Source organism: Paraburkholderia sp. J10-1, from assembly GCF_905220165.1.
Classification (GTDB): Bacteria; Pseudomonadota; Gammaproteobacteria; order Burkholderiales; family Burkholderiaceae; genus Paraburkholderia.
This window is the reverse complement of the sequence record NZ_CAJMYW010000001.1, coordinates 136,602-158,186: the sequence shown is the minus strand read 5'-3', so window position 1 is coordinate 158,186 and position 21,585 is coordinate 136,602. Positions and strand designations below refer to the sequence as shown.

Sequence of the window (21,585 nt, the reverse complement as noted above, 5' to 3'; positions counted from 1 at the left end):
AATCACAAGAGCAACACGAATAAACAGTGGCAACGAGAATCATCGAAGGAGCGGCAGTGCGGGCCGCCGCCGGGCGCGAGACGCCCATCGCAGGCCGCCCGGCGGCGCTGCGCTTGCTCAGCACGCTGCGCAACCACAAATCCAGGCTGGTGCTGCTGGCCGTCGCGGCGGGCTGCGTCATCACGTTCGCGTCCTGGCTGGGCGGACAACTGCAGCCCGCGCTCGAGGCGCGTGAGCGCAACGAGCAGGCCGCCGAAGATCTGCACGAGCGCTTCGCTCCTTGCCTGCCCAATGCAGAGCGCAGCGCGAACTCGTGGTGCGGCGCTGTGAGGATTCCGCCGCCGCCTCCGCGGCCCGTTATGCCGCTTCCCCTGATCGCGGGTGCGCCCGCGGCTTTCTGCACGGCCAACGGCAGCCCGTCCTGCTGATCTACCGGGGTCACCTTCGAACGCGTAGCCGGGTGGCGCCGATACTGGTAGCCGCGCTTGTCTTTTTCGCGCGCCGCGTTGCGCTTACGCTTGGCTCCTTCGATACGGAACGGGGAGAGCGAAATGGTCAAGGCAATGAGGCGCGGTGAACCGTATTGCGTGGCGGTGAGCAACGGGCGCGTCGAACTGCACGCCGATACGCACAAGAATGGCCAGGGCGGCGCGGCCGGCATGCGTCCGCACGAACTGCTAGAAAGCGCTCTGGCGGCTTGCGTGTGCATTTCGATCGAGATGGCGGCGGCGCGCGCGGGCGTGAGCGTGCCGAAGCCGACTGTCGAGGTGCATGTCGAGCGCAGCGACGAAGCAACCTGTTTTCGCGTTGCCGTGCACTGCGAAGCGCCATTGGCCGAAGCGGCGCGCGAGATCGTGCTAGCGGCCGTGGCGCAATCGCCGGTGGCGCAGACCTTGGGGCGCGCAGTGCGGGTGGAGTTGGGGGCGGTGGGCGCCGATATGTGACGGCATCACCGGGGCGTCGCGCCCGCCAACGCCTCACATGTCTCGAACAACAGCGCGCGCACCCACTGATGCCCGGGTGAGCGATGTGTGCGCTCGTGCCATGCGAGCGTCTTGGTGAACCCCGGGATCTCGAGCGGCGGCTCGATCACGGCGAGCCCTTGCGCGCTTCCCCTTGCATCCTTCACGAGCCGCGACGGCACGACCGCAATCAGATCGCTCGTCAGCAAAATGTCGGGCAGCACGAGAAAGCTGTTCACCGACACCGTCACGCGGCGTGCGCGCCCCAGGCGCGCCAGCGCCTCATCGGTCACACCGCTCAGGCTTGCGCCCGCATACGACACCAGCGCGTGATCGAGCGCGCAAAACCGCTCCAGCGTGAGGCGCCGCGCAGCAGCGGGGTGATCCGCGCGCATCACGCACACGTAGCGCTCGTCGAAGAGGCGCCGCGCGTGCAAGTCGGCTGGCGTGCTTTCCGGCGTGATCAGGGCCATATCCACATCGCCGCTTTCCAGTTGCGCCTGCAGGCGCTCGTGCTGCACCGGCACGATCACGGCCCGCACGCCGGGCGCGCTTTCCCGCAGCCGCGCGAGAAACGGCACGACCACCGCGCGCAGCGCGTAGTCGGTCGAGGCGAGCGTGAGCGTCATCTCGGCCTCGGCTGGTGCGAAGGCCTGTGGCTGCAGCATCTGCTCGATTTCACTCAGCACCTGCTTGAGCGGCGCCGCCAGTTGCAGCGCGCGCTCGGTCGGCACGATGCCACGTTGCGAGCGTACGAACAGCGGATCGCCGAAACTCTCACGCAGACGCGTCAGCATCGCGCTCACGGCCGGCTGCGTGAGCGACAAGCGCTGCGCGGCGCGCGTGACGTTGCGTTCGTCGAGCAGGGCGTCGAGCGCCCGCAAGAGGTTCAGATCGAGCATTCTGATATCAACGCGGTTTATGGTGAAAATAATGATCCACGATTGGATTTATTTCAGCATAGCCCGCATGATGTCTCGTGTCCACCGCACCCAAACCGACAGCATCGAAAGGTAACGAACATGAACGAGATTTTCTGGCCCGAAGACTATTTGCCCGGCACGACCGACAACTTCTGTTCCAACGAAGTGATCGTCGCGGGCCTGTCCACCGCCGACGTCTGGCCGCTGCTCAACAAAGCGACCGCGTGGCCGAGCTATTACAGCAATTCCGCCGACGTCGGCTTTCACGACGGCCTGGGCCCCGAACTGAGCGCGGGCGCGCGCTTCCAATTCAAGACCTTCGGCTTTCCGGTACAGGCCAAAGTGACCGAGTACGCGCCGCCTGCAGCAGGCCAGCCCGCGCGCGTGGCGTGGCACGGCTGGGCCGAGGGCGACGAAGAAACGCGCCTCGACGTGATACACGCATGGCTCATCGAAGACCTCTCAGGCGGACGCGTGCGCGTACTCACGCAGGAATCGCAGAAGGGCAAGCCCGCCGTGGAGCTGGCGAAAACGCGCCCGAATCCGATGATCAACGGGCATCAGGACTGGCTCGACGGTCTCGTCGACGCCGCGCGCAAGGCCAAGGGAGCACGGTCATGAAGGCCGCCGTGCTGCGTGCGCCGGGTGGCCTCGACCAGATCGAGCTGCGCGATATCCCCGAGCCCGGCGCGCCCGCCGCCGGCGAGATCCGCGTGGAGCTGCATGCCACGTCGCTCAATTTTCACGATCTGCTGGTGGCCAACGGCGCCATCCCCACGGCGGACGGACGCGTGCTGATGTCGGATGGCGCGGGCGTGGTGTCGGCCGTGGGCGCGGGCGTGACGGAGTTCAAGCGCGGCGACCACGTGGTGTCGTGCTTCTTTCCGCAATGGACGGACGGCGCGCCGTGGCAAGCCGTGGGCAACTTCGCGCAGACGCCCGGCGACGGCGCGGACGGCTTCGCGACCTTGCACGCCGTGCGGCCCGCGAGTGCCTTCACGCTCGCGCCGCGCGGCTGGACCCACGCGGAGGCCGCCACCATCACGACGGCGGGGCTCACGGCATGGCGCGCGCTGGTGGCCGACGGCGGCCTCAAGGCGGGCGACACTGTGCTGACGCTCGGCACCGGCGGCGTATCGATCGCGGCGCTGCAGATCGCGCGGATGATGGGCGCTTCGGTCATCGTCACTTCATCGTCGGACGACAAACTTGCACGTGCGAAAGCGCTGGGCGCCGACCACGTGGTCAACTACCGGCAGCACGAAAAGTGGGGCGCGCTCGTGCGCGACATCACAGGCGGCAAGGGCGTGGATCACGTGATCGAAGTCGGCGGGCCAGGCACGCTCGCGCAGTCGATCGACGCGGTGCGCGTGGGCGGCCATATCGCGCTGATCGGCGTGTTGACCGGACGCGAAGGCACCGTGCCGACCTCTGTACTGATGGCGAAACAGGCGCGCCTGCAAGGCTTGATCGTGGGCAGCCGGCGCCAGCAACAAGAGTACGTCGCGGCGCTCGACCAGGCCGGCATTCGCCCCGTGCTCGACCGCACGTTCGGGCTGGACGAACTGGCCGATGCGTTTCGTCATCAGCAGGCCGGGGCGCATTTCGGCAAAGTGTGCGCGGCGTGGTGAAGGCAATGCGGCGCCGTTTTGGCGCCGTACTGTTGATCGTCGTAAAAAGTGATTTGGATACCGAATTAATTGACGCGGTATGCGATGCGTAATGTTTCCGTTCTTTACAACGCAACACGAAGATATATAAATAAGTAGCACACGGAAATTCTGCGAACGAATCGGCCCAACAAGTCGATCGACAAATCGGCGAATAGCAAGAGCCGGGTACGTTCCATGCTCAGGAGCCCCACCATGCCGCTTTCCCGTCGTCGCTTCATGATCCTCGCCGCCTCCGTGGCTTCCACGGCAGTGCTTTCCAACGAATCACGCGCCGACGCGCCGGTGCTCTCCGAGAGCGATCCGACCGCCATGGCGCTCGGCTACAAAGCCGACGCGAGCAAAGTCGACAAGACGAAGTTCCCGCAGTTCCAGGTCGGGCAGACCTGTGCGAACTGTCAGTTGTATCAGGGCAAGCCGGGCGCACCGAATGGCCCGTGCGCGACCTATGGCGGCAAGATCGTCGACGCCAAAGGCTGGTGCGGCGCCTACGTGAAGAAGGCTTGACTTATGCGCCGCGAGGAGCACGCTGCAAGCAGTTGATCAATGCGTTTCAGGAGGCGCCATGAAGGCGGTGTGCCCGCTGCACGGGCCAACGACCATCGTCGGTACAAACGCTTACGGGTTTCCGGTTTATGCGTGTTGCCGCGACGACATTCCCTTTGTCATGCCACCGGACGCCTGTACGCGCGAGCCGGTTCAATCGGGGGATGAGCCGAAGCGCCAACCCCGGCAGCCAACGACCGGCAAGGAACCACACTGACGACCGGCGTTGACTGCGCGAACGCCACGCACACGAACGCGGTTGCCCGCGTCCGTGTGCGTTGGCATCAGGTTGCCGGTGCCGTCAGCGACGTGTTGTACGTGGTGCCTGCGATCACCACGTTGGTCAGCGTAATGCCGCTCACATTGCTCGCGAAGACCGGACCCGGCGCGGCCGACGCGGACGTTGCTGGCGTGGTCGGCGCCGCGCCCGTGCACACCGGATTGCCGAGGTTGCAGTTCGAGATCGTGACGCCGCTGATCGGACTCACGGTCGGCACCGGCAGCGGACCGTTGTAATCGACGGCCTCGGGGCCCTGCATGACGAGCGCCTGGAAGCACGAGTTCGACCCGGCCGCGAAGCCCGAAGGCATCGAGTACGACACCGCGCCCGAGACGTTGCTCGCGTTCACGTTCGTGATGTTGATGTTGCTGATCACGGACGGACTCCAGCGTACTGCGTCGCCGGACGGGCTGTAATCGCAGTCGAACGTGATCAGGCCGCCCTGGCCCGTGGACGGGTTCGTCGCGAGACCGGTCGTTCCGGTACCCGTGATCTTGCTGATCGCGGCGCCGAGCGACCCGCCGCCGTACTTGCCGGCAAGGTTCACGCCGTTGGACAGCGTCACTCCGTTGATCCACACGTTGTTGATGAACCCGCCGCGGTTCATGTTGCTCTTGAACCGCAGCGCGATATTCAGCGGATTGCTCGCCCAGTTCTCGTTTTGCATCGTCAGGTTGCGAGCATAGACGTTGCGCACGCCCGCGCTCATTTCACTGCCGATCGTCAGACCGCCGTGCCCGCTTTGCATCGTGCAGTTTTGCACGACGATGTTCTGCATCGGGCCGTACTCGGTGTCGAGGTACTTGCCGGACTTGATCGCGATGCAGTCGTCACCGGTGTTGAACTGAACGTTCTGCACCAGCACGTGGTTGCACGCGTCCGGATCGAAGCCGTCGTTGTTCGGCCCGACGCTGTCGGCGAACACGCCGTCGATCACCACGTTCGTGCAGTCGGTGGGGTGGTGTTGCCAGAACGGCGTGTTCTGCGTGTGATAGTTCTGCAAATACACATTTGTGCAGCCGATGAACTCGATCATGCACGGACGCAGATAGTGACCGTTGCCGAAAATGCGGTTCTCGACCGGCACGCGCAATTCGGAAAGCGCGGGCAGATAGTTCTGGTCCTGGTTCCAGCCCGTGCCCGTGAGCAGGCCCATTAGGGTAGTCGTCGTTCCGTACTGATTCGTGAAGGAGACGTTGGCCTGCGGGTTCTGGATTTGCGCGGCGGGGAGGCTGGTGAGCGCGACGTTGTTCGGATTCGCATAAGCCTGCGAGGGCGTTGACGAGCCCGCGCAACCGTACGTGTTGCTGCTTCCCTTGTAGGTCCACCAGCAGGAGGTTGGCGCCTGGGTGCTGGGTTGCATGGGCGTCATCGCCTGACCGTTCAGCACGCAGGTGTTGTCGTCGGCGGTGACGGCAATGTTGGTCTGGCGGAAGGCGTAAATCGGCGAGCCGAAATTCAGGCAGTCGTTCGCCTGCCAGCGCGTGTGGTACAGATTGCCGTTCGCCGTCTTGTACGGGCCATTCTTCGCGTAGTCCGCCGGGTTCGGACTGAAATAGATCGTGCAGCCCGACTCCAGGTGGAGATTCACATGGCTCAGCAGCACGATCGGGCCGCCGCAATACCAGTTGCCGGCCGGGATCACCACGCGGCCGCCACCGGCGCGGCTCGCGTCGACGATTGCGGTGTTGAATGCGCTGCACGAGTCGTATTGCGTGCCCGTGTAGTCGCACGGGACCATCACGCCGGAGCCCGGGCTTTGCAGGTCGCTGGTCGGATGCGCGGTCTGCTCCGTGCCGCCCGTCACCCATGGAATCTTGCCGCTCGGCCATGCGGTCGACGTGATCAGCGCGGAGGCGGGGAGCGTGCGCGCGCCGTAGCTCGTCACGTGAAATTCGGCGCGGTTGAACAGCGAGCGATCGACGTGAGCGAGCCTCCTGATGATGGCCGTGGCCTGGCCGTCCGGGCCCCAGATCGGGTCGCCGGCGGCGTGGCCGGGCGGCTGAGGAAGGTGCCCGCCGAAGGTGGCAGGCGTGGGGAACATGGAGTCTGCTGCTGCCGCACCGCGGCTGGCCGCGAGCAGGCTTGCGCCTGCGGACGCGCCGGCAAAGGCCATGAACGCGCGCCGTTTGGGCGAGGCGGGGGCGTTGGTGCAGCCTTCGGAGAGCAGGGGATCGTCTTTGCCTTGTGTTGTCATTTGGTTCGTTCTCCTATGTTATCTCGCTGATTTATTTCGCTGACAGGGTGGCTGGACTTCGGCGGCCTTTGGGCCGCGTGACGACGCTATTGCGAACGGGAGAGGCACGGTTACAGCGAAGAGAGATCGAACAGGAGCGGCTGGCCGATCACCATGGATATTGTTGTCAGACGACATCGAAATCGTCAATCAGATTTATCTAGGTGATGAACCTGGTGCTTCCAGTTGTCGCGCATATCTACCGCTAGCTTACGGGCGTTGGGAATTTGTCTGACGAGCGGGGTGGGGTTCTCCGATGCAACGCGGGCGGCGTTGTTTGGTGTGAAGGTGTGTTGGGTGTTTGTAATGGAGGCAAAGCCGATGTTGAAGTTTGCGACGCATAAGGACAGGCAACGAGTGCGTGCGGTCTTTCGGCGTTCGAACGAGCCAGCGGCGTTAGTTGATGACGAAGCCCGCCTGCGATTGTCCGGGGCGGCGATGATTGGCTGTTAATTTGGATTCCTGATTGGTGAATTCGCACGCGCATCGGCTTGGCCGGGCGAGAACACCATCGGTTGCGGCCCAATGCGGAGCGGCGAAAGCGTGGCGGTGAGCCTGCAGGGCGCACAATCGTCATTTGGCAGCCCGCTGTCTCCAGTCGGCTTCGGGCCTCGAACGCCACCCCCGGCGCTCCCGGTCCGTCAAAATAAGGGAACCGAACGGTCGACTCTTTCATATACTGCTCGTAACAACAGTCTGATTGCATTCGACCTGCTCGCTGCCGACGCAGGTGCAATTCAGGAGAAGCGGCGATCGACGCCGGCCGCCTCACTACGCGTCGCCACGCTAATGCAATCTATGCGCGGAAGTCGAGCGCGACCGGCGGCGTCGCGCCGCGTGAGTCGTGCCAATCGGATGCGTGGAGATACGCTATGAAAACCCTCCCGAGAAACTGCGCGACGCTTGCTGCATTGGCGCTCATGCTGATGGGGTGCGTCACCGCAGGCGCGCCACAAAGCGGGCCGCATCTGAGCCCTACGGAGTGCCGTGACCTGGCCGCGCTGAAAAGCAACCCGTCGCCAACGAAGGCGCAACGTCAAAGCGAGCTTTCGGCGTTGAGGAAGGCGGGCTACGACCCGGCGCCCTGGAACGACGACCCAAACTACCCGGATGATCTACACGCGGCGCAGCGGCTGGTCGACCACTGGTTCCAGACGGATTGCCAACAGGTTCAACCCGGGTGAGATGCCCCGGCGGCCCTGCGGACCTCCTCGCACCTGGCGAGCAGCAACCGTGCGCGCCGGTAATCACGCAGGCACGACTGAACGTCGCGCTGCCTATGATTTGCCGTCGGTATAACTCTCTCGCGGAGGGTACACACCGGCGAGGCGCGCGATCAGGATCGCGACGAACAAGCTGCCGGTGATCTGTTCCACCATGCACATGCCGCGCGCCGGGCGCGTGAGTGGCGTGATGTCGCCGAAGCCGGTGCTTGTGAGGACGGTGATGCTGAAGTAAAGCGCGTCGGCATAAACGAGCCGCCCCGATTGTCCGACGATCATGTACGACTTCGGATAGAAGAATCCGATGCTCGCGTATATGTACGCCCAAAGCACGCCAATCAACAGATATGCCGCCGCCGCGCCAAACAACTTGTCAGGCGTCATGATCCTGGGCTGGAAAACGTAGCGCAGAAGATAGGCAACCGTGATGGAATAGAGCACTGCGCAGAACAACCAGGATACGGCAAGGCTGCTATCGTCGTCGTGCCAAAGGCCGAGGTACTGGAACCACATGGCCGGAATGGCAAGCAAAAGCGCAATCGCAAACGACAGTGTCGTGCGTCCGACCGCTGCCACGGTTGCGATCAGAAGAAACATATTGACGACGTTCAGGAACAGGCGGCCACTATCGCTCGCCGGGACAAACGAAACCGCGCCGATGAGCGCGAGCAGCACGACAAACAGCCAGAAACAGCGCTGGTAGAAAATGCGAGACAGCGCTTCGCGCGTGGTATGGAAGGCCATGATGTTCTCCCCTGGGTTCGCGCATGTCTCGGCCAGACCCGCCGGGCCGCGTGTGACGGAAGTATAGAGCGGTAGCACACGCAGCCGCGTTCGCCCGCGCTGGCGCGAGTCGACCCGCGGCGGACAGTCACGATTACCTTAACAGGACGTTCGCAAGGGTGAAACCGGCTATTTGCCTTGTAATGTGGGTGGCGTTACACTGCGCCCGCGCTGAGGCGGCGCCTGGTGGCAAGCCTCCAGTGAGGGATCTGCGAGATCCCGGTGAAAACGAGTTAGGGCGAAGGAGGAAACAGTAACGTGACTGCTCCATTTTCCGGCGGCTGTGCATGCGGATCGATCCGTTACGTATGCTCGCGCGCGCCAATTGCGACGTTAAACTGCCACTGTCTGGACTGCCAGCGCTCAAGCGGCGCTCCTTTTGCTTCCGGCTTCATCGTCCGGGTCTCGGACATGACGATCACGGGGACGCCGAAGACGTACTCGGTCCGCGCCGGCAGTGGCCGGCTCGCGACTCGCAGCTTTTGTTCCGATTGCGGCTCTCCTCTGTTCACCTATGGCGAGACTGCACCAGAAGTCATGTCCGTCCGTTTCCCTACGCGCGACAATTCGTCGGAGTTTCATCCGATGGTGGATATCTGGACATCGAGCGCCCAACCGTGGGTTTGCCTTAGTCAGACAATTCCTCACTATCCTCAGTCGCCCTGATTCGCTCGCCGCTATCGTGCGATTGTGCGACTGTGCACGAGCAGCGCCCTATGTCGGCGAGGCCGTTCAAACCAGCCGCTTTTCAAACCAGTGATGGGCATAGGGTTCCGCGCTGAACGCATCGACTTCGATGTATCCGGATTGCCGGTATAGCGAAATCGCTTCGCGCAGAGCGCGGTTTGTCTCCAGGCGAATCACGCGCGCTTTGGCCTGCCGGGCACGCTTCTCCGCCTCGACAATCAACCGGCGGCCTACACCCAAACCACGGGCGGCGGGACTCACCCACATTCGCTTGAGTTCGGCCGGAGACTTCTTGTGAAACTTCAGCGCGACGCAGCCTATGGGGCTTCCATGGAGTCTCGCGACGATCAACGCGCCTTCCGGCGCCGTCAGTTCATGAGCATCTGCGGGCAGGCTCATGGACGGGTCGAATCCCGCCTCGAAGCGCTCGTTTAGCTCACCGAAGTATTGCTCAAAGCACCACTGCGCATCATCGCTATCCGGCTTCTCGAGCACGTATTGCACAAGGGATGCCTGTAGCAAACGCTCAACCTCAGACATGGCTGCGACCAGTCTGCGTCGCTGCTCATCGCTGAGCGGCTCGAGCGCACGTGAAGCGACGGCGTCGGAGAGCCGCTCGAGTTCGGCCCTTTCGGTGAGCCCTTGCGCAGTCAGGCAGGCCCGGCGTACGCGCCGGTCGTTCGGATGAGTGAGGACGGCAACAAGGTTTTGTCGCTCAAGAGACGCCAGGGTCCGGCTGACATAGCCTGAATCAAGGTTTAGCCGCGCGCGAAGCGCGCGAATGTCCGCACCGTCGACACCAATCTCCCATAGCAGGCGTGATTCACCCATCGGGCGGCCGCGTCCGAGGAAATGATCGTCGATGGCGCCGATGCTTTCGGCGACGATGCGGTTAAAGCGTCGAATCTGGAGAATGTCGGCTGCGCTCATATCTCTGACTTTAGTCAGAGATATGGCTCCCGTCAACATAGAGTCGATGCTGTGCTGTCCCCAAAGGACAGGCTCGGATGAATGCCGGCCGCGAACCGCCAGCCTGTTTCAAGGCTGACGTGACGCATCCCCACGGATCAGGGTTGGCGTTTGCCGCGGCCGCCCGCGGGTTTGCCAGCTGGCTTACGTGAACCCGCAGCCGGCTTGCTGGCGGGTTTGCCGCGTGGCTTTTGCACGCTGAATGGGCTACCGCTGGTCAGGCTCGTGCCTTTGCCCGCGGCCACCGTGCGCTGCGCTGCAGGCTTGGGTTTGTTTGCGCCATTTTGCGGGCGCGGTTTTTTACCGGGCGCCTGCACGGCACCCGTCGCCGCTTGCGGCACTTTGGGCTTCTTGGGCTTTTTGGGTTTCTTGATGATCTGCCCCGTCGCGCTGGTTTCCGGCACGCGGTGTTCGGCTTCAAAGCCCGGCTCTTCTTCACGGCGCAGCGTTTGCCGGATCAGCGCTTCGATCGCGGCCAGTTGCGGCGCTTCATCGGCGCACACGAGGGACACCGCCACGCCGCTGGCGCCCGCGCGGCCGGTGCGGCCAATACGGTGCACATAGTCTTGCGCCACGATCGGCAGATCCACGTTGATCACGAGCGGCAGGTCGTCGATATCCAGCCCGCGCGCAGCGACGTCGGTGGCGACCAGCATCTGGACTTCGCGCGTCTTGAAGCGCTCCAGCGCCCGCAGACGCGCGGGTTGCGGTTTGTCGCCGTGGATGGTGTCGACCGCATAGCCCGCATCTTCCAGCATGGCCGCCAGGTAATCCACGCCACTGCGGGTTTTGACGAACACCAGCGCGTGCTCCCAGTGGTTCTCGGCCACCAGGTGCATGAAGAGGTCGGGCTTGTTCCTTTTATCGACCGTCACCACCCACTGCTTGATTTTGCTGGCCGTTGCGTTGGGCGGGCTGACGCTGATATTGACCGGGCCGCGCAGAATGTTCGCCGCCATGGCGCGGATATCGTCGGTAAACGTGGCAGAGAACAGCAGGGTCTGGCGCTGAGCGGGCAAGGCGGCAAAAACGGCGTTGAGTTCGCGCGCAAAGCCCAGATCCAGCATGCGGTCGGCTTCGTCCAGCACCAGCGTTTGTACCTGATCAAACTGCACGGCGTTCTGTCGATTCAGGTCGAGCAAACGGCCCGGTGTGGCAACGAGCACATCCACGCCTTTGCGCAACTTCATCATCTGCGGGTTGATACTCACACCGCCGTAGGCGGCCAGAAATCGTAATTCGAGCCCTTTGCCGTAAGCCATGAAGCTCTGCAGCACCTGTTCAGCCAGTTCGCGCGTGGGCACCAGCACCAGAACGCGCGCGCGGTTGCTCGACACCGCCGGTCCGTGTTGCACCAGCCGTTGCAGCAGCGGCAGCGCAAACCCCGCCGTTTTGCCAGTGCCGGTTTGTGCCCCAGCCATGACGTCACGGCCACTGAGGACAGCAGGAATCGCCTTGGCCTGCACCGGCGTAGGTGTCTGGTAATTGAGGTCCTGCACATTGCGCAGCAAGGGATCGATCAGGCCAAGCGAGGCAAAAGACATTGGCGTATTCCGGGCTAAAACCGCAATTCTAGCGGTTACCGGCTGATCGCGCCGCGCTGGCAAGCTGTGCTACGAGGCGGCGATGCGCGGCACCGCCGCCACCCGCTGCCCGAAACAAGGATGAAATCTTGTCGGGCCATTCGTTGTGGAAATAAGCAATCCTACTCATTTGCGAGTGCTATCGCTTCGTTTGCGTTAGCGAGACGCGACCCTCAGACTATTGCTGATCGATTTGAAACATCATGTCTTTGCTGTCCGGATTCCCGATGGGTACACGCTGAATCGTCGATCAATCGGGTATTCCCAAATTCGCGCAAATCGGTAATCTGCGAGGTATTGGTGAACGAAAATGCCTCGCTGCCTGACTGCAACCATTCGGATCCTCCATGACTGAGCCTCGTCTGACGTTCCTTGACCAGAATGAATGGGAAAACTGGTTGACGCAAAACGGCGCGACCTCGACCGGGATATGGCTTCGCCTCGCGAAAAAGGGTGCCGGGAAGCCAACCTTGACCTACGAACAGGCGCTGGAAAGCGCCCTTTGTCATGGCTGGATCGACGGCCAGAAACAGACAGAATGTGAAGCATACTGGTTGCAACGCTTCACCCGGCGCTCCGCGAAAAGTATCTGGTCCAAACTCAACAAAGACCGCGCCGAAGCGCTGATCGCGGCAGGCAGAATGCTTCCTTCGGGCATGCAAGAAGTCGAGAAAGCCAAAGGGGATGGCCGTTGGGAGGCCGCCTATACCTCGGCCAGCAACTCGGTCGTGCCGGACGACCTGCAGGCCGCACTGGATGCCAATCCCAAGGCCAGCGCGTTCTTTGCGACGCTGAGCGGCCGAAACCGCTACGCCATCCTGTTTCGGATACAGAATGCCAAAAAGCCCGCGACACGGGTGCGCAAGATCGAGGAGTTCATCGGCATGCTGAATCGCGGCGAAACCATTCATCCCTAGACGCGCATGATCGGCCGTTACGAAAATCCGGCTGAGCGTCGGGTTCTGGCCGCACGGAGAAGCCGCGAGGTTGCAAAAGACTGCTGCATCACGCAAGCGGACCCTCGGTATCCTTCCTGCTTACGGCGACGGCAATTGCACTACCGACAATCAACGCTATTCCGAAGAGGGATAGCGGTTGCATCGTCTCATGCCACACGACGTAACCGAACACCGCCGCCCATACGATGCTTGTGTAGTTGTAGGGTGCGAGCCTGCCTGCGTCCGCCTGACGAAAAGCCACCGTCATTAAAAGTTGCCCGGCTGTCGCGAAGGCTCCGAGAATTGCCATAATCAGCAGCGAACTGGCGGACGGTGTTCGCCAGCTGAATAGAAGTGTGCATCCGGTAACGACCGTTCCCACCATGGTGAAGAAGAGAACTGTCGTCTCCGAGTCGTCGGTAGAGCGAATGCGCTTTATCTGCAAGATGGACAACGCGCCAAAGACCGCGCTCAGTAGAAGGAAAGCCGGGCCGAGCCAGCTCGACTGCCCACCGCCCGGACGCACCACGAGCAGCACGCCCAGGAATCCAACGATCGCTGCCGCTATCGAACGCAGCGTCAAGCGTTCTCGCAGAATCAACGGCGCGAGGAGGATAACGATCAACGTCTCGGAATAGGCAAGCGCTACCGCTTCACCCAAGGGGACGTAAGGCAATCCCGCGAAGAAAAGGCCCGATGCGCCCAGAAGCATCAACGCCCGCACGGTTTGCCCTCCAAGATCGACATTTGCCAGTCGCCTGGTCAGGGAAACAGGTCCCACACAGCACATCATCACCGCGGGGACCAAGCCGAACAGCATCCGAAAGAACGTCACCTCATTGGCTGGATATTGCAGCGCAACCGTCTTCGCCAGCGCGTCCACCACGGCAAAGCAGAACATGGACGCGAGTATGCTGCCGATGCTGCTCAGGGGAAGGGCGTTGGCGGACGTTGCGCTGGAAGATGACATGACCTGCCGCATTAGACGTGAATCCTGGCATGATCTCATAGGCTTGGAGAGAGCCAGGCCGAAAATCATGGCCATGTGTGCACTATCGCGACCGACCGGTCAGCGAGAGATGCGACTTGCGTGATTGTCGGCTCTGCCGGTCGAGGAGACGCGCCGCATTCACCCGCCGCCGCTGCCTCTCATGCAAAAGTCATAACCCGCAACAGGGAAGCAGCGGGCCATCGGGAAGGCGGCTTTTCTCAACGCCCGGGGCGAGAAAACAGGTTGACGAGATTCCCATCCGGGTCGCGCAGCAGGAGCGAGCGATTGCCCCAAGGCATCAACGTCGTCGGCATCACGATGGTTGCTCCGGATGCATTCATCCGTTCGAACACCGCGTCGACGTCCTCCACTTCGAACTCCAGGATTGCCGATTGATTGGCTGCGGCAGTGGCGGCGCCGACATTGAATAGCTTGATCAGGTGCTCAGATGATATCGCCAGTGTAGAGCCCTCGAATCGCATTTCGGCGAACCCATCGGCCAGACGGACAGCCTCGATCCCGGAAAGCCTCTGATAGAACTCGACCAGCTTTTCGATATCCGTGGTCACAACGCGAACCGATGCGAACTTCATTTTGAACTCCTCGCCAAGAAAGGAGCTTCAGTCTACTGATCGATACTGTCAGATTCTGGCAGTATGGTGCGGCTGGCGGCCTGATTGCGCTTGCGCCACTCACGAAGCAGTGTGGAGCGCCTCTTTGGGCAGCGCTCCTCCATCTGCTCGACGCTCAAGATCCGATCCGAACGGAAATTCCGAAAATCGGCTCGCATCTCGCACCACGCCATCAGGACTCGCGCCTGGTCGAAATGCACCAGGGCAAAAGGCCAAACGATACGCCGGGAGTGAATGCCAGCGCCGTCCACGTAAGTTATTTCGAGCTTTCGTTCCGCACGGACCGCGGCACGCAAAAGGTCCGGCGAGATTATGTGGGCCGGTCTCGTCAACGGCGCGCCGACCAGCAGCGAAGATTCCTCCAGTTCGCGGCGCAATTCAGCGGGCAGTACAGCGGCTATCTTCGCAAGCGTGCTGAGCGCGCCGGCCGATAGCGTCTTGTCGCCGCGATCGGCCACCCAGCGCATGCCAAGCACCAGGGCATCGAGTTCCTCCGAGCGGAACATGATGGGGGGAAGCATGAAGCCCGGTTTCATCACGTAGCCAATGCCTGGCTCCCCCTCGATCATGGCGCCCTGTGCCTGCAAACTGGCGATGTCCCGGTATAGCGTGCGGATGCTCACGCCGAGCTCGTCGGCGAGGGCCTGGCCGCTCACAGGGCGTCGATAACGACGTAACACTTGCAGGAGTTGAAGGAGACGTTCGGCACGGGACATAACTCAATCCGGATATCGATACTGAAGGAAATCGACGACGTGCCCCGTTACTGCAGACCGAATGTATGGGGTGCGCGTTCAATAAGCAATTGGCTCACGGCCCGCTGGCTTTAGCAGCGACAATGCGCGCGCCGACCCTGGAAAAACAGTCGGCAACAATCTCGAATGCCTGCTGCGCAGCGGGCACGAGCGTGCGCTCGGCGTGATGCACGATGCCGAGCGTCAGGTCCATGACCAATGGCGGATCGACGGCGAGCGCCACCGCATCGCCAGATTCCAGTTTCGAGACGATCGCGAGTTCGGTCAGGGCGACGATGGCGTCGCTCTTTTGCAGAATGCTGTGAACCGTGCCGACGTCGTCGGTCGTCACGGAGAAATAGTCGATGACAGGCGCATTCAGGCCATAAAGGTCGCCGAGGCGCCTGGCCAGCGAGGGTTCGACGTAACCGGCGGCAATGAGCGGATACGCGCGCATATCGTCGAAAGTCACCTTCCGGCGGCCCGCGAGCGGATGTCCGCGCCGGGCGAACCAGCCGAAGGTGCATGGGTACAACGCCATGACGCGCAAATCGGCGTGCTCGCGCGCAACGCGAATATCGCCGACAAAGAAGTCCAGGCGTTCGGCCAATAGCGCGGCCACCAGCCGTTCGGATGTTTCGATCACGCTATGCAATTTCACGCCGGGCGATGCGTTCATCAAGCCGAGCACGATGGGCTCGAGGAGGATGGGCGCGAGTGACGAACCCATTCCGAACGCGAGCGACCCCGATTCGCCCGACTGCATCAGCGCCAGCAGGCGCGCGCCTTCCTTTTCGTTGAGAATCATCCGCCGCGCGCGAGGCTCGTAGGCCTGTGCGTAGGGCGTCGGCCGCAGCCGGCGCTCGGTTCGGTCAAAGAGCGGCACGCCCAGCAGGTCTTCCATCGAGCGGATGCTGCGGGAAAGCGCGGGCTGGCTCAAATGAACGGCTTCAGCCGCGGCCGCAAGCGAGCCGTGGTCGAGCAAGGCGAGAAAGTGCCGGATCTGGCGGGTGTTCATTTCGTGGGTTCACTTGCAGAAACTGCATTGTATCCCCCAGAAATACGCAATGTACACAAGTCGCTGCGCTGCTTAGACTGCGCGGGCATTGACTCACTCTTCACGCCCATGCCTCTCGATACGACCCCAAGCCAGCGCCGTCCTGTTGTCGGCATCATCTCCGACAGCATCGAGCACTACGGGCATCGCGGGCATTCCGTCCTGCACGGCTACGTGCGTGCCGTTGCCACGATCGCGCGCGCGTTGCCCGTGCTGTTGCCGGCCTGCACCGAGGCACTGGACGGCGAGACGCTGGCCGCGACGCTCGACGGCATCGTGCTGACCGGCAGCCCTTCCAATGTCGCCGCCGAGCGCTATGGCGCTTCGCCGCTGCCGGAAACGACACGGCAGGACCGCTGGCGCGATGCAGCCGTTCTCGACGTGTTGCCGGACCTGATCGCGGCCGGCATCCCGACGCTCGGCATTTGCCGTGGCTTGCAGGAGCTCAATGTCATGTACGGGGGCACACTCGAGGCCGCGGTGCACGCGCAGCCTGGCCGGCTCGATCATCGCGAAGGCGATCACGACCGGCCTATCGAACGCTGGTACGACGACAGCCACGCTGTGCGGATCATGCGCGGCGGTGTGCTCGACAAGATCGGCACGAACCCGGTGGAGCAGGTGAATTCGCTGCATCACCAGGGAGTCGACCGCCTGGGCGCTGGGCTGCGCCCGGAGGCCGTCGCAACCGACGGACTGATCGAGGCGTTCTCGATTGGCTGCGTGCCGCAGTTCGCGCTGGCAGTTCAGTGGCACCCCGAGATGCGCATCGACGACAGCCCGCTGTCGCTCGCCATTTTTGAAGCCTTTGGTGCCGCCTGCCGTTCGCGCCGTGACGCGCGCGCACACAATGCGCGCGTTTGACGTGCGCGCGACACAGCAACCCCCTCATCGAATCATGTCGAACACTCAATTTCGCGCCCTGTTCAGTCGCAACTACGCTGAAGCGCGCGACAAATTCCTCAATGCCGCCACCGCACGAGGCCTCGCCGTCGACTCGCATGTCCTGCCGCTCGAAGGCAAAGATGGAGAAGTGCTCGCGACCGATGTCGTGCTCGACGGTCCGCGCGAGGCTGCGAATCTCGTGATCCTCATTAGCGGCGTGCACGGTGTGGAAGGCTATTGCGGTTCCGCGATCCAGACCGGCGTGCTCGGTCTCGGGCGTGTCGCCGACGCCGACACTGCCGTGCTGCATATCCATGCCATCAACCCGTACGGCTTTTCGCACTCACGTCGCGCGACACACGAGAACGTCGATCTGAACCGCAACTTCGTCGACTTCAGCACCGCGCAGCCGGTGAACGAACGCTACGCGCAAATCCACGACCTGCTGCTGCCGGCCACGTGGCCGCCCGCTGACGACAACGAATCGACGCTCGACCTGTTGCGCAGGCAATGGGGCGCCCGCGGCTTTCAGCGTGCAGTCGGACTGGGCCAGTACGCTTTCGCGGACGGTCTTCACTACGGCGGCGCCGAGCCGGCGTGGAGCAATCGCACGTTCCGCCGGATTCTTCGCGAGTACGCCCAGCGTTGCCTTCGCATCGGCTCGATCGACATTCATACGGGCCTCGGTCCCTATGGTCACGGCGAGCGGATTTTCGCCTGTCTCGATGAAGGCGGCGCGTTGGCGCGCGCGCGCCGGTGGTGGGGCGACGATGTGACCTCGGTGAATCAGGGCACGTCGACCAGCATTCCGATGACCGGCCCGATTCAGTACGGACAGTTCGAAGCGTGCCCGCAGGCCGAGCACACCAATATCTGCCTGGAGTTCGGTACGCATCCGCCTTCGCTCGTGCTGCCCGCCATGCGCGCCGAGCACTGGCTGCACCGAAGCGGCGGCGCCGACGTGGCGCAGGCCGCGTCGATTCGTCAGGCGCTCAAGGACGCGTTCTATCCGCAGGCCGACGACTGGCAAGCCGCGATCTGGCAGCAGGGGCGCGACGTATTTCTGCAGACCGTGCGCGGTTTGCAGGAGCCAGCGAACGCGACCGAGGCCGGTTGACGCGCCTGCGAACGAACCGCACCCGATAACGGAGACATCATGCGATCTACCCTTGTCGACGCACCCGGCAACTGCCAGGGCGTCCCAAACACAGCGCCGGCCGGAACCGTCAGCGGCCTGCGCCCGGTCATCAGCCGCAAGGCCGTTGCGGCAGCGGTCACCGGCAACGCGCTCGAATTCTACGACTTCGTGATTTACGCGTATTTTGCCGTCTATATCGGGCACGCTTTCTTTCCGGTCGGTGGCCAGTACGGGAGCCTGCTGCTTGCGGCGGCGACGTTCGGCGTGGGCTTTTTCACGCGCCCGCTAGGTGCGGTGCTGATCGGCGCTTTTGCCGATCGTGCGGGCCGCAAGCCCGCACTCATTCTCACGGTTGCGTTGATCACGGTCGGCACGCTGGGAATGGCCGCCACGCCGTCATATGCCAGCATCGGCATGGCGGCGCCGCTCATCGTGGTGCTGTGCCGGCTTCTGCAAGGCTTTGCGCTAGGCGGCGAGGTCGGTCCGGCGACGGCGCTTCTCATCGAAGCCGCGCCACCTGGGCGGCGTGCGCTCTATGCAAGCTGGCAACTCGCAAGCCAGGGCATTGCAGTCGCCGTGGGGGGCGTATTCGGTGTGTTGGTATCGATGACATTGCGCGCGGACCAGCTGACGGCATGGGGCTGGCGTATTCCGTTCATCGCGAGCCTGCTGCTCGTTCCAGTGGCTGTCTATATTCGCCGGAGTCTGCCCGAAACGCTCGAGGACAACGACGCTCGCACGGCGTCTGAGGTATTGGGCGGCGTCGTGCGTACGCATCGGCGCTACCTGGTGCTGGGCGTGTTGATGACGCTCTCGGGCGCGGTCTCCTCGCAGATCGGCAACTACATGACGACCTACGCCATCCAGACGCTGAAGCTGCCGCCAACGATCGCGCAGACGAGCGCACTGGTCGGCGGCCTGTTGACGTTTGCAGGCGGCCTGGCCGGCGGATGGCTGTGCGACATGCGCGGCCGCAAGATCGTGCTGATTGCACCGCGCGTGCTGCTGATGCTGTTGAGCGTGCCGATGTTCCTGTGGCTGCAGGCCGCGCCGGGCGCAACGAGCTTCCTGCTGGTGACGGTGATTCTCGCGTTGCTGACGGCCATGAGCGCAACGGCGGCGATGGTGGTCATGCCCGAATTGCTGCCCGCCAGCTTTCGCAGCACGGGTGTGTCGCTCGTCTACGCAATCGGCACCACGCTGTTCGGCGGCACCACGCAGTTCGCCGTGACGGCCTTGATTGCCTGGACCGGAAGCCCGATGGCGCCCGCGTGGTACATGGTGGCGACCAGTGTGCTGAGCCTTGCCGCCATGGCGATGCTTCCCGAAACACGCAACGTGGACGTGTCCAGATAGCGTTCTGCGCCGTGCGCGGCAGTGCCCGCGCCCGGCCAGCTACTCACCGCACCTTCGCATCATGCCGGGCGTAAGCCTGGCAGGGGCGCTCGCGCGCCTGCATTTTCACCATAAAGACAATAGAACGAGACATGAAAAAGACCATGATCGCCGGCCTCGTGCTGGCCGGTATGAACGGTGCTGCGAACGCGCAGTCGAGCGTGACGATCTTCGGCAGCCTCGATACAGGGCTGACCTACGTGAGCAACGTCCACGGCAGTTCGTCTTTCGCCATGGCAGACGGCATCAACAAGAGCAACTCGCTAGGTTTCACGGGTGTCGAAGACCTGGGCGGCGGCAAGCATGCGCTATTCAAGCTGGAAAACGGCTATTCGGTGAACACGGGTACGTTGGGGCAAGGCGGACTGCTGTTCGGCAAGCAGGCTTATGTCGGCCTGGGCGATGCGTCGATTGGAGATGTGACGCTCGGGCGTCAATACGACTTCGCGTACTCCATGATCCGCTATTTGCCGTGCTTGTCGTGTGGCATCTACAGTGTTGAAAACGGCGACCTGGATCGCGTTTCCGGCGAGCGGTTGAACAACACGGTGCAATTCATGTCGCGCACGGTTGCGGGCTTTTCGGCCGGAGCGCAGTACAGCTTCGGCGCAAGTTCCGGTAACACCACGACAAACGCCGGTCGCGCGGTGAGTGCAACGGTGCAATACGCCGGCAGCGCCTTTGCCGCAGGCGCCTTCTACACCGATATCAATGGCGCCCCCGTCTATGTCGGCATGACTGGCGCGGCGGAAATCTTCGGGCGCCCGATCACGCCCGCTACCGCGTTGCTCGTCGACAAGCAGCGCATCTTCGGATTTGGTGCAACCTATACACCGGGTCAATGGCGGGTGTCAGCGGTCTATACCAATACCCATCTGGAACTTGGAAACGCCAGCGCACAGGACCAGGTGATTCACGTTGGCGGTGAATATCGGCCCCGGCCCGACCTCGTGCTCGCCACCAAGATCTCGTACGACAAGCTCGATGCGTCGCATTGGCTCACGCTGTCATGCGGCGTGGACTATTTGCTCTCCAAGCGCACAGATGTCTACCTCGACGTGCATGCGCAGCGAGCATTCGGGGACAGCACCAAGGCATCGATCGCGCTGGCCGGCACTTCGTCGACAGACAGCCAATTCCTGTCGCGTGTGGGCATCAGGCATTTGTTCTAGCCGTTCTCGCGGGTACGGCCTGATTTTCGGGGGCGACGCTCTGGTCACGCCCCGACGCCCAGCGATGATCAGAGGTCTCCGCGCACTTCACCGGTGCCCAGCACGTTGCGCTGCCGGTTGACCTCCGCCCAAAGCGCATCGCTGTCGTCGTCGCGCAGCAGGACCATCCAGTCCAGTTGATCGTCGGTCACGCCGAAGTATTCCAGGATCTCCCTGCGAACGGCATCGACGAACTGCGCGTATTCCGGCGTTGCCTGGGCCTGCGCGTGCAAGGCGTCGTATGCCGCATCGTCCACGCCGCCGCCGTGCTCGTCGATGTAGTGCGAGATCCACTGGTCGCGTTCGCGGTCGTAGTCGGCCTCGGCGCGCATCGCCTGCACAGCCGTGTAGAAGTCCAGTTGGGCAAACGCGGCGATCGCCGCCGTTGTTGCCTCGTCGAATGGGGTTGTCATCGCATATCTCATGTGGGCCGTGGCACATTATCGCGCGGGCCGCGACTGGACGCCCGAGACTCCCTCACTTTCGCAACTGCGATGCCCGCGCAGGCGGCCTGCGGCGCGTTCGAACGCTGTCGATGCGGCAGCTGCCACACACCGCGTTCTGCCCGGGTACGCCCGCCTGGGGGCTTGCAGCGCTGGCGATAGAGGCGTAACGTTGTTGCAGGAGATGGCATTCTCCTGGAACCGCCCCGACGGGCTAATGATGCCTACCGGCCTGGGAACAGGCACTGTCGGTGCATGCGGTTTCTTCGCTGGCCCCACCTGTGTCTGTGCCGTCAAGA

Annotated in this window: 22 protein-coding genes and 1 riboswitch; of the genes, 12 read left to right on the top strand and 10 right to left on the bottom strand. The window is 63.0% G+C overall.

Annotated elements, in window-relative coordinates; translation table 11 throughout:
* Positions 1 to 26: 26 nt before the first annotated feature.
* Both U5A65_RS00720 and U5A65_RS00715 read left to right on the top strand, forming a co-directional pair.
* Positions 27 to 428 carry a hypothetical protein gene (locus tag U5A65_RS00720; RefSeq protein ID WP_321913214.1) on the top strand — a complete coding sequence of 134 codons (402 nt, stop codon included), beginning with the start codon at positions 27 to 29 and terminating at the stop codon, positions 426 to 428.
* A gap of 123 nt (positions 429 to 551) precedes the next feature.
* The gene (locus U5A65_RS00715; protein ID WP_321945143.1) at positions 552 to 944 is read left to right on the top strand and encodes an OsmC family protein; all 393 of its coding nucleotides are present in this window, start codon (positions 552 to 554) and stop codon (positions 942 to 944) included.
* Positions 945 to 949: 5 nt separating this feature from the next.
* Here the strand turns inward: U5A65_RS00715 and U5A65_RS00710 are convergent, their stop codons facing one another.
* Positions 950 to 1,864, bottom strand: coding sequence for a LysR family transcriptional regulator (locus tag U5A65_RS00710; protein WP_321945142.1), 915 nt, complete (start codon positions 1,862 to 1,864; stop codon positions 950 to 952).
* A 120-nt stretch (positions 1,865 to 1,984) separates the two neighbouring features.
* On the opposite strand from U5A65_RS00710, the gene U5A65_RS00705 reads away from it, so the two are divergent.
* The 3 genes from U5A65_RS00705 (at position 1,985) to U5A65_RS00695 (ending at position 4,062) form a co-directional block, all read left to right on the top strand.
* Positions 1,985 to 2,506 carry an SRPBCC domain-containing protein gene (locus U5A65_RS00705; RefSeq protein WP_321913217.1) on the top strand — a complete coding sequence of 174 codons (522 nt, stop codon included), beginning with the start codon at positions 1,985 to 1,987 and terminating at the stop codon, positions 2,504 to 2,506.
* Entirely contained in the window at positions 2,503 to 3,516 is a 1,014-nt protein-coding gene (locus tag U5A65_RS00700; protein WP_321913218.1) for an NAD(P)-dependent alcohol dehydrogenase, read from the top strand. The genes U5A65_RS00705 and U5A65_RS00700 overlap by 4 nt, the downstream gene beginning before the upstream one ends.
* A 234-nt stretch (positions 3,517 to 3,750) precedes the next feature.
* A complete protein-coding gene (locus U5A65_RS00695) occupies positions 3,751 to 4,062 on the top strand; it encodes a high-potential iron-sulfur protein (protein WP_321913219.1) in 312 nt (103 codons plus the stop codon).
* Between the two features lie 323 nt (positions 4,063 to 4,385).
* Here U5A65_RS00695 and U5A65_RS00690 read toward each other — a convergent pair whose 3' ends face one another.
* Positions 4,386 to 6,578, bottom strand: a complete 2,193-nt coding sequence (locus tag U5A65_RS00690; protein ID WP_321913220.1) for a glycoside hydrolase family 28 protein — start codon at positions 6,576 to 6,578, stop codon at positions 4,386 to 4,388.
* 911 nt (positions 6,579 to 7,489) lie between these two features.
* Between U5A65_RS00690 and U5A65_RS00685 the strand changes: the two genes are divergently transcribed.
* Positions 7,490 to 7,801 (top strand): DUF4148 domain-containing protein, encoded by a 312-nt coding sequence (locus U5A65_RS00685; protein ID WP_321913221.1) that lies wholly within the window; start codon positions 7,490 to 7,492, stop codon positions 7,799 to 7,801.
* Between the two features lie 93 nt (positions 7,802 to 7,894).
* Here the strand turns inward: U5A65_RS00685 and U5A65_RS00680 are convergent, their stop codons facing one another.
* On the bottom strand, positions 7,895 to 8,584 hold the full coding sequence (locus U5A65_RS00680; protein WP_321936904.1) for a potassium channel family protein: 690 nt from the start codon (positions 8,582 to 8,584) through the stop codon (positions 7,895 to 7,897).
* Positions 8,585 to 8,881: 297 nt separating this feature from the next.
* Here U5A65_RS00680 and U5A65_RS40895 point away from each other — a divergent pair, with 297 nt between their 5' ends.
* Positions 8,882 to 9,289 carry a GFA family protein gene (locus U5A65_RS40895; protein ID WP_415764029.1) on the top strand — a complete coding sequence of 136 codons (408 nt, stop codon included), beginning with the start codon at positions 8,882 to 8,884 and terminating at the stop codon, positions 9,287 to 9,289.
* A 66-nt stretch (positions 9,290 to 9,355) separates the two neighbouring features.
* Here U5A65_RS40895 and U5A65_RS00675 read toward each other — a convergent pair whose 3' ends face one another.
* Positions 9,356 to 10,240, bottom strand: a complete 885-nt coding sequence (locus tag U5A65_RS00675; RefSeq protein WP_321913223.1) for a helix-turn-helix domain-containing GNAT family N-acetyltransferase — start codon at positions 10,238 to 10,240, stop codon at positions 9,356 to 9,358.
* A 137-nt stretch (positions 10,241 to 10,377) separates the two neighbouring features.
* Positions 10,378 to 11,823 carry a DEAD/DEAH box helicase gene (locus tag U5A65_RS00670; protein WP_321945141.1) on the bottom strand — a complete coding sequence of 482 codons (1,446 nt, stop codon included), beginning with the start codon at positions 11,821 to 11,823 and terminating at the stop codon, positions 10,378 to 10,380.
* 386 nt (positions 11,824 to 12,209) lie between these two features.
* Between U5A65_RS00670 and U5A65_RS00665 the strand changes: the two genes are divergently transcribed.
* A complete protein-coding gene (locus U5A65_RS00665) occupies positions 12,210 to 12,779 on the top strand; it encodes a YdeI/OmpD-associated family protein (protein WP_321945140.1) in 570 nt (189 codons plus the stop codon).
* An 88-nt stretch (positions 12,780 to 12,867) separates the two neighbouring features.
* On the opposite strand, the gene U5A65_RS00660 is transcribed toward U5A65_RS00665, so the two are convergent.
* The 4 genes from U5A65_RS00660 to U5A65_RS00645 all read right to left on the bottom strand — a co-directional run bounded on the left by U5A65_RS00660 (position 12,868) and on the right by U5A65_RS00645 (position 16,175).
* Entirely contained in the window at positions 12,868 to 13,770 is a 903-nt protein-coding gene (locus U5A65_RS00660) for a DMT family transporter (RefSeq protein ID WP_321945139.1), read from the bottom strand.
* Between the two features lie 239 nt (positions 13,771 to 14,009).
* On the bottom strand, positions 14,010 to 14,384 hold the full coding sequence (locus U5A65_RS00655) for a VOC family protein (RefSeq protein WP_321913227.1): 375 nt from the start codon (positions 14,382 to 14,384) through the stop codon (positions 14,010 to 14,012).
* Between the two features lie 32 nt (positions 14,385 to 14,416).
* Positions 14,417 to 15,139 (bottom strand): YafY family protein, encoded by a 723-nt coding sequence (locus U5A65_RS00650; RefSeq protein WP_321945138.1) that lies wholly within the window; start codon positions 15,137 to 15,139, stop codon positions 14,417 to 14,419.
* Positions 15,140 to 15,233: 94 nt separating this feature from the next.
* The gene (locus U5A65_RS00645) at positions 15,234 to 16,175 is read right to left on the bottom strand and encodes a LysR family transcriptional regulator (protein WP_321945137.1); all 942 of its coding nucleotides are present in this window, start codon (positions 16,173 to 16,175) and stop codon (positions 15,234 to 15,236) included.
* Here U5A65_RS00645 and U5A65_RS00640 point away from each other — a divergent pair.
* The 4 genes from U5A65_RS00640 to U5A65_RS00625 all read left to right on the top strand — a co-directional run bounded on the left by U5A65_RS00640 (position 16,131) and on the right by U5A65_RS00625 (position 20,804).
* Positions 16,131 to 17,078 (top strand): gamma-glutamyl-gamma-aminobutyrate hydrolase family protein, encoded by a 948-nt coding sequence (locus U5A65_RS00640; protein ID WP_321945136.1) that lies wholly within the window; start codon positions 16,131 to 16,133, stop codon positions 17,076 to 17,078. The genes U5A65_RS00645 and U5A65_RS00640 overlap by 45 nt on opposite strands.
* A gap of 34 nt (positions 17,079 to 17,112) precedes the next feature.
* Complete coding sequence (locus U5A65_RS00635; RefSeq protein ID WP_321945135.1) at positions 17,113 to 18,216, top strand: M14 family metallopeptidase; 1,104 nt, start codon at positions 17,113 to 17,115, stop codon at positions 18,214 to 18,216.
* A gap of 39 nt (positions 18,217 to 18,255) precedes the next feature.
* Positions 18,256 to 19,593: an MFS transporter gene (locus tag U5A65_RS00630; protein WP_321945134.1), complete on the top strand. Its 1,338-nt coding sequence runs from the start codon at positions 18,256 to 18,258 to the stop codon at positions 19,591 to 19,593.
* A gap of 131 nt (positions 19,594 to 19,724) precedes the next feature.
* Positions 19,725 to 20,804: a porin gene (locus U5A65_RS00625; protein WP_321945133.1), complete on the top strand. Its 1,080-nt coding sequence runs from the start codon at positions 19,725 to 19,727 to the stop codon at positions 20,802 to 20,804.
* A gap of 68 nt (positions 20,805 to 20,872) precedes the next feature.
* Here the strand turns inward: U5A65_RS00625 and U5A65_RS00620 are convergent, their stop codons facing one another.
* Entirely contained in the window at positions 20,873 to 21,256 is a 384-nt protein-coding gene (locus tag U5A65_RS00620) for an ATP-dependent protease (RefSeq protein ID WP_321913234.1), read from the bottom strand.
* A 201-nt stretch (positions 21,257 to 21,457) separates the two neighbouring features.
* Positions 21,458 to 21,520: riboswitch (Fluoride riboswitch) on the top strand.
* Positions 21,521 to 21,585 lie beyond the last annotated feature (65 nt).

Excerpts from the sequence above, each read along its gene's own strand:
- U5A65_RS00655 (WP_321913227.1), bottom strand. The coding sequence starts at position 14,384 with ATGAAGTTCGCATCGGTTCGCGTTGTGACCACGGATATCGAAAAGCTG.
- U5A65_RS00665 (WP_321945140.1), top strand. The coding sequence starts at position 12,210 with ATGACTGAGCCTCGTCTGACGTTCCTTGACCAGAATGAATGGGAAAAC.
- U5A65_RS00660 (WP_321945139.1), bottom strand. The coding sequence starts at position 13,770 with ATGTCATCTTCCAGCGCAACGTCCGCCAACGCCCTTCCCCTGAGCAGC.
- U5A65_RS00620 (WP_321913234.1), bottom strand. The coding sequence starts at position 21,256 with ATGACAACCCCATTCGACGAGGCAACAACGGCGGCGATCGCCGCGTTT.
- U5A65_RS00690 (WP_321913220.1), bottom strand. The coding sequence starts at position 6,578 with ATGACAACACAAGGCAAAGACGATCCCCTGCTCTCCGAAGGCTGCACC.
- U5A65_RS00635 (WP_321945135.1), top strand. The coding sequence starts at position 17,113 with ATGTCGAACACTCAATTTCGCGCCCTGTTCAGTCGCAACTACGCTGAA.
- U5A65_RS00705 (WP_321913217.1), top strand. The coding sequence starts at position 1,985 with ATGAACGAGATTTTCTGGCCCGAAGACTATTTGCCCGGCACGACCGAC.
- U5A65_RS00670 (WP_321945141.1), bottom strand. The coding sequence starts at position 11,823 with ATGTCTTTTGCCTCGCTTGGCCTGATCGATCCCTTGCTGCGCAATGTG.
- U5A65_RS00700 (WP_321913218.1), top strand. The coding sequence starts at position 2,503 with ATGAAGGCCGCCGTGCTGCGTGCGCCGGGTGGCCTCGACCAGATCGAG.
- U5A65_RS00650 (WP_321945138.1), bottom strand. The coding sequence starts at position 15,139 with ATGTCCCGTGCCGAACGTCTCCTTCAACTCCTGCAAGTGTTACGTCGT.
- U5A65_RS00715 (WP_321945143.1), top strand. The coding sequence starts at position 552 with ATGGTCAAGGCAATGAGGCGCGGTGAACCGTATTGCGTGGCGGTGAGC.
- U5A65_RS00625 (WP_321945133.1), top strand. The coding sequence starts at position 19,725 with ATGAAAAAGACCATGATCGCCGGCCTCGTGCTGGCCGGTATGAACGGT.
- U5A65_RS00680 (WP_321936904.1), bottom strand. The coding sequence starts at position 8,584 with ATGGCCTTCCATACCACGCGCGAAGCGCTGTCTCGCATTTTCTACCAG.
- U5A65_RS00695 (WP_321913219.1), top strand. The coding sequence starts at position 3,751 with ATGCCGCTTTCCCGTCGTCGCTTCATGATCCTCGCCGCCTCCGTGGCT.
- U5A65_RS00685 (WP_321913221.1), top strand. The coding sequence starts at position 7,490 with ATGAAAACCCTCCCGAGAAACTGCGCGACGCTTGCTGCATTGGCGCTC.
- U5A65_RS00630 (WP_321945134.1), top strand. The coding sequence starts at position 18,256 with ATGCGATCTACCCTTGTCGACGCACCCGGCAACTGCCAGGGCGTCCCA.
- U5A65_RS00645 (WP_321945137.1), bottom strand. The coding sequence starts at position 16,175 with ATGAACACCCGCCAGATCCGGCACTTTCTCGCCTTGCTCGACCACGGC.
- U5A65_RS00710 (WP_321945142.1), bottom strand. The coding sequence starts at position 1,864 with ATGCTCGATCTGAACCTCTTGCGGGCGCTCGACGCCCTGCTCGACGAA.
- U5A65_RS00675 (WP_321913223.1), bottom strand. The coding sequence starts at position 10,240 with ATGAGCGCAGCCGACATTCTCCAGATTCGACGCTTTAACCGCATCGTC.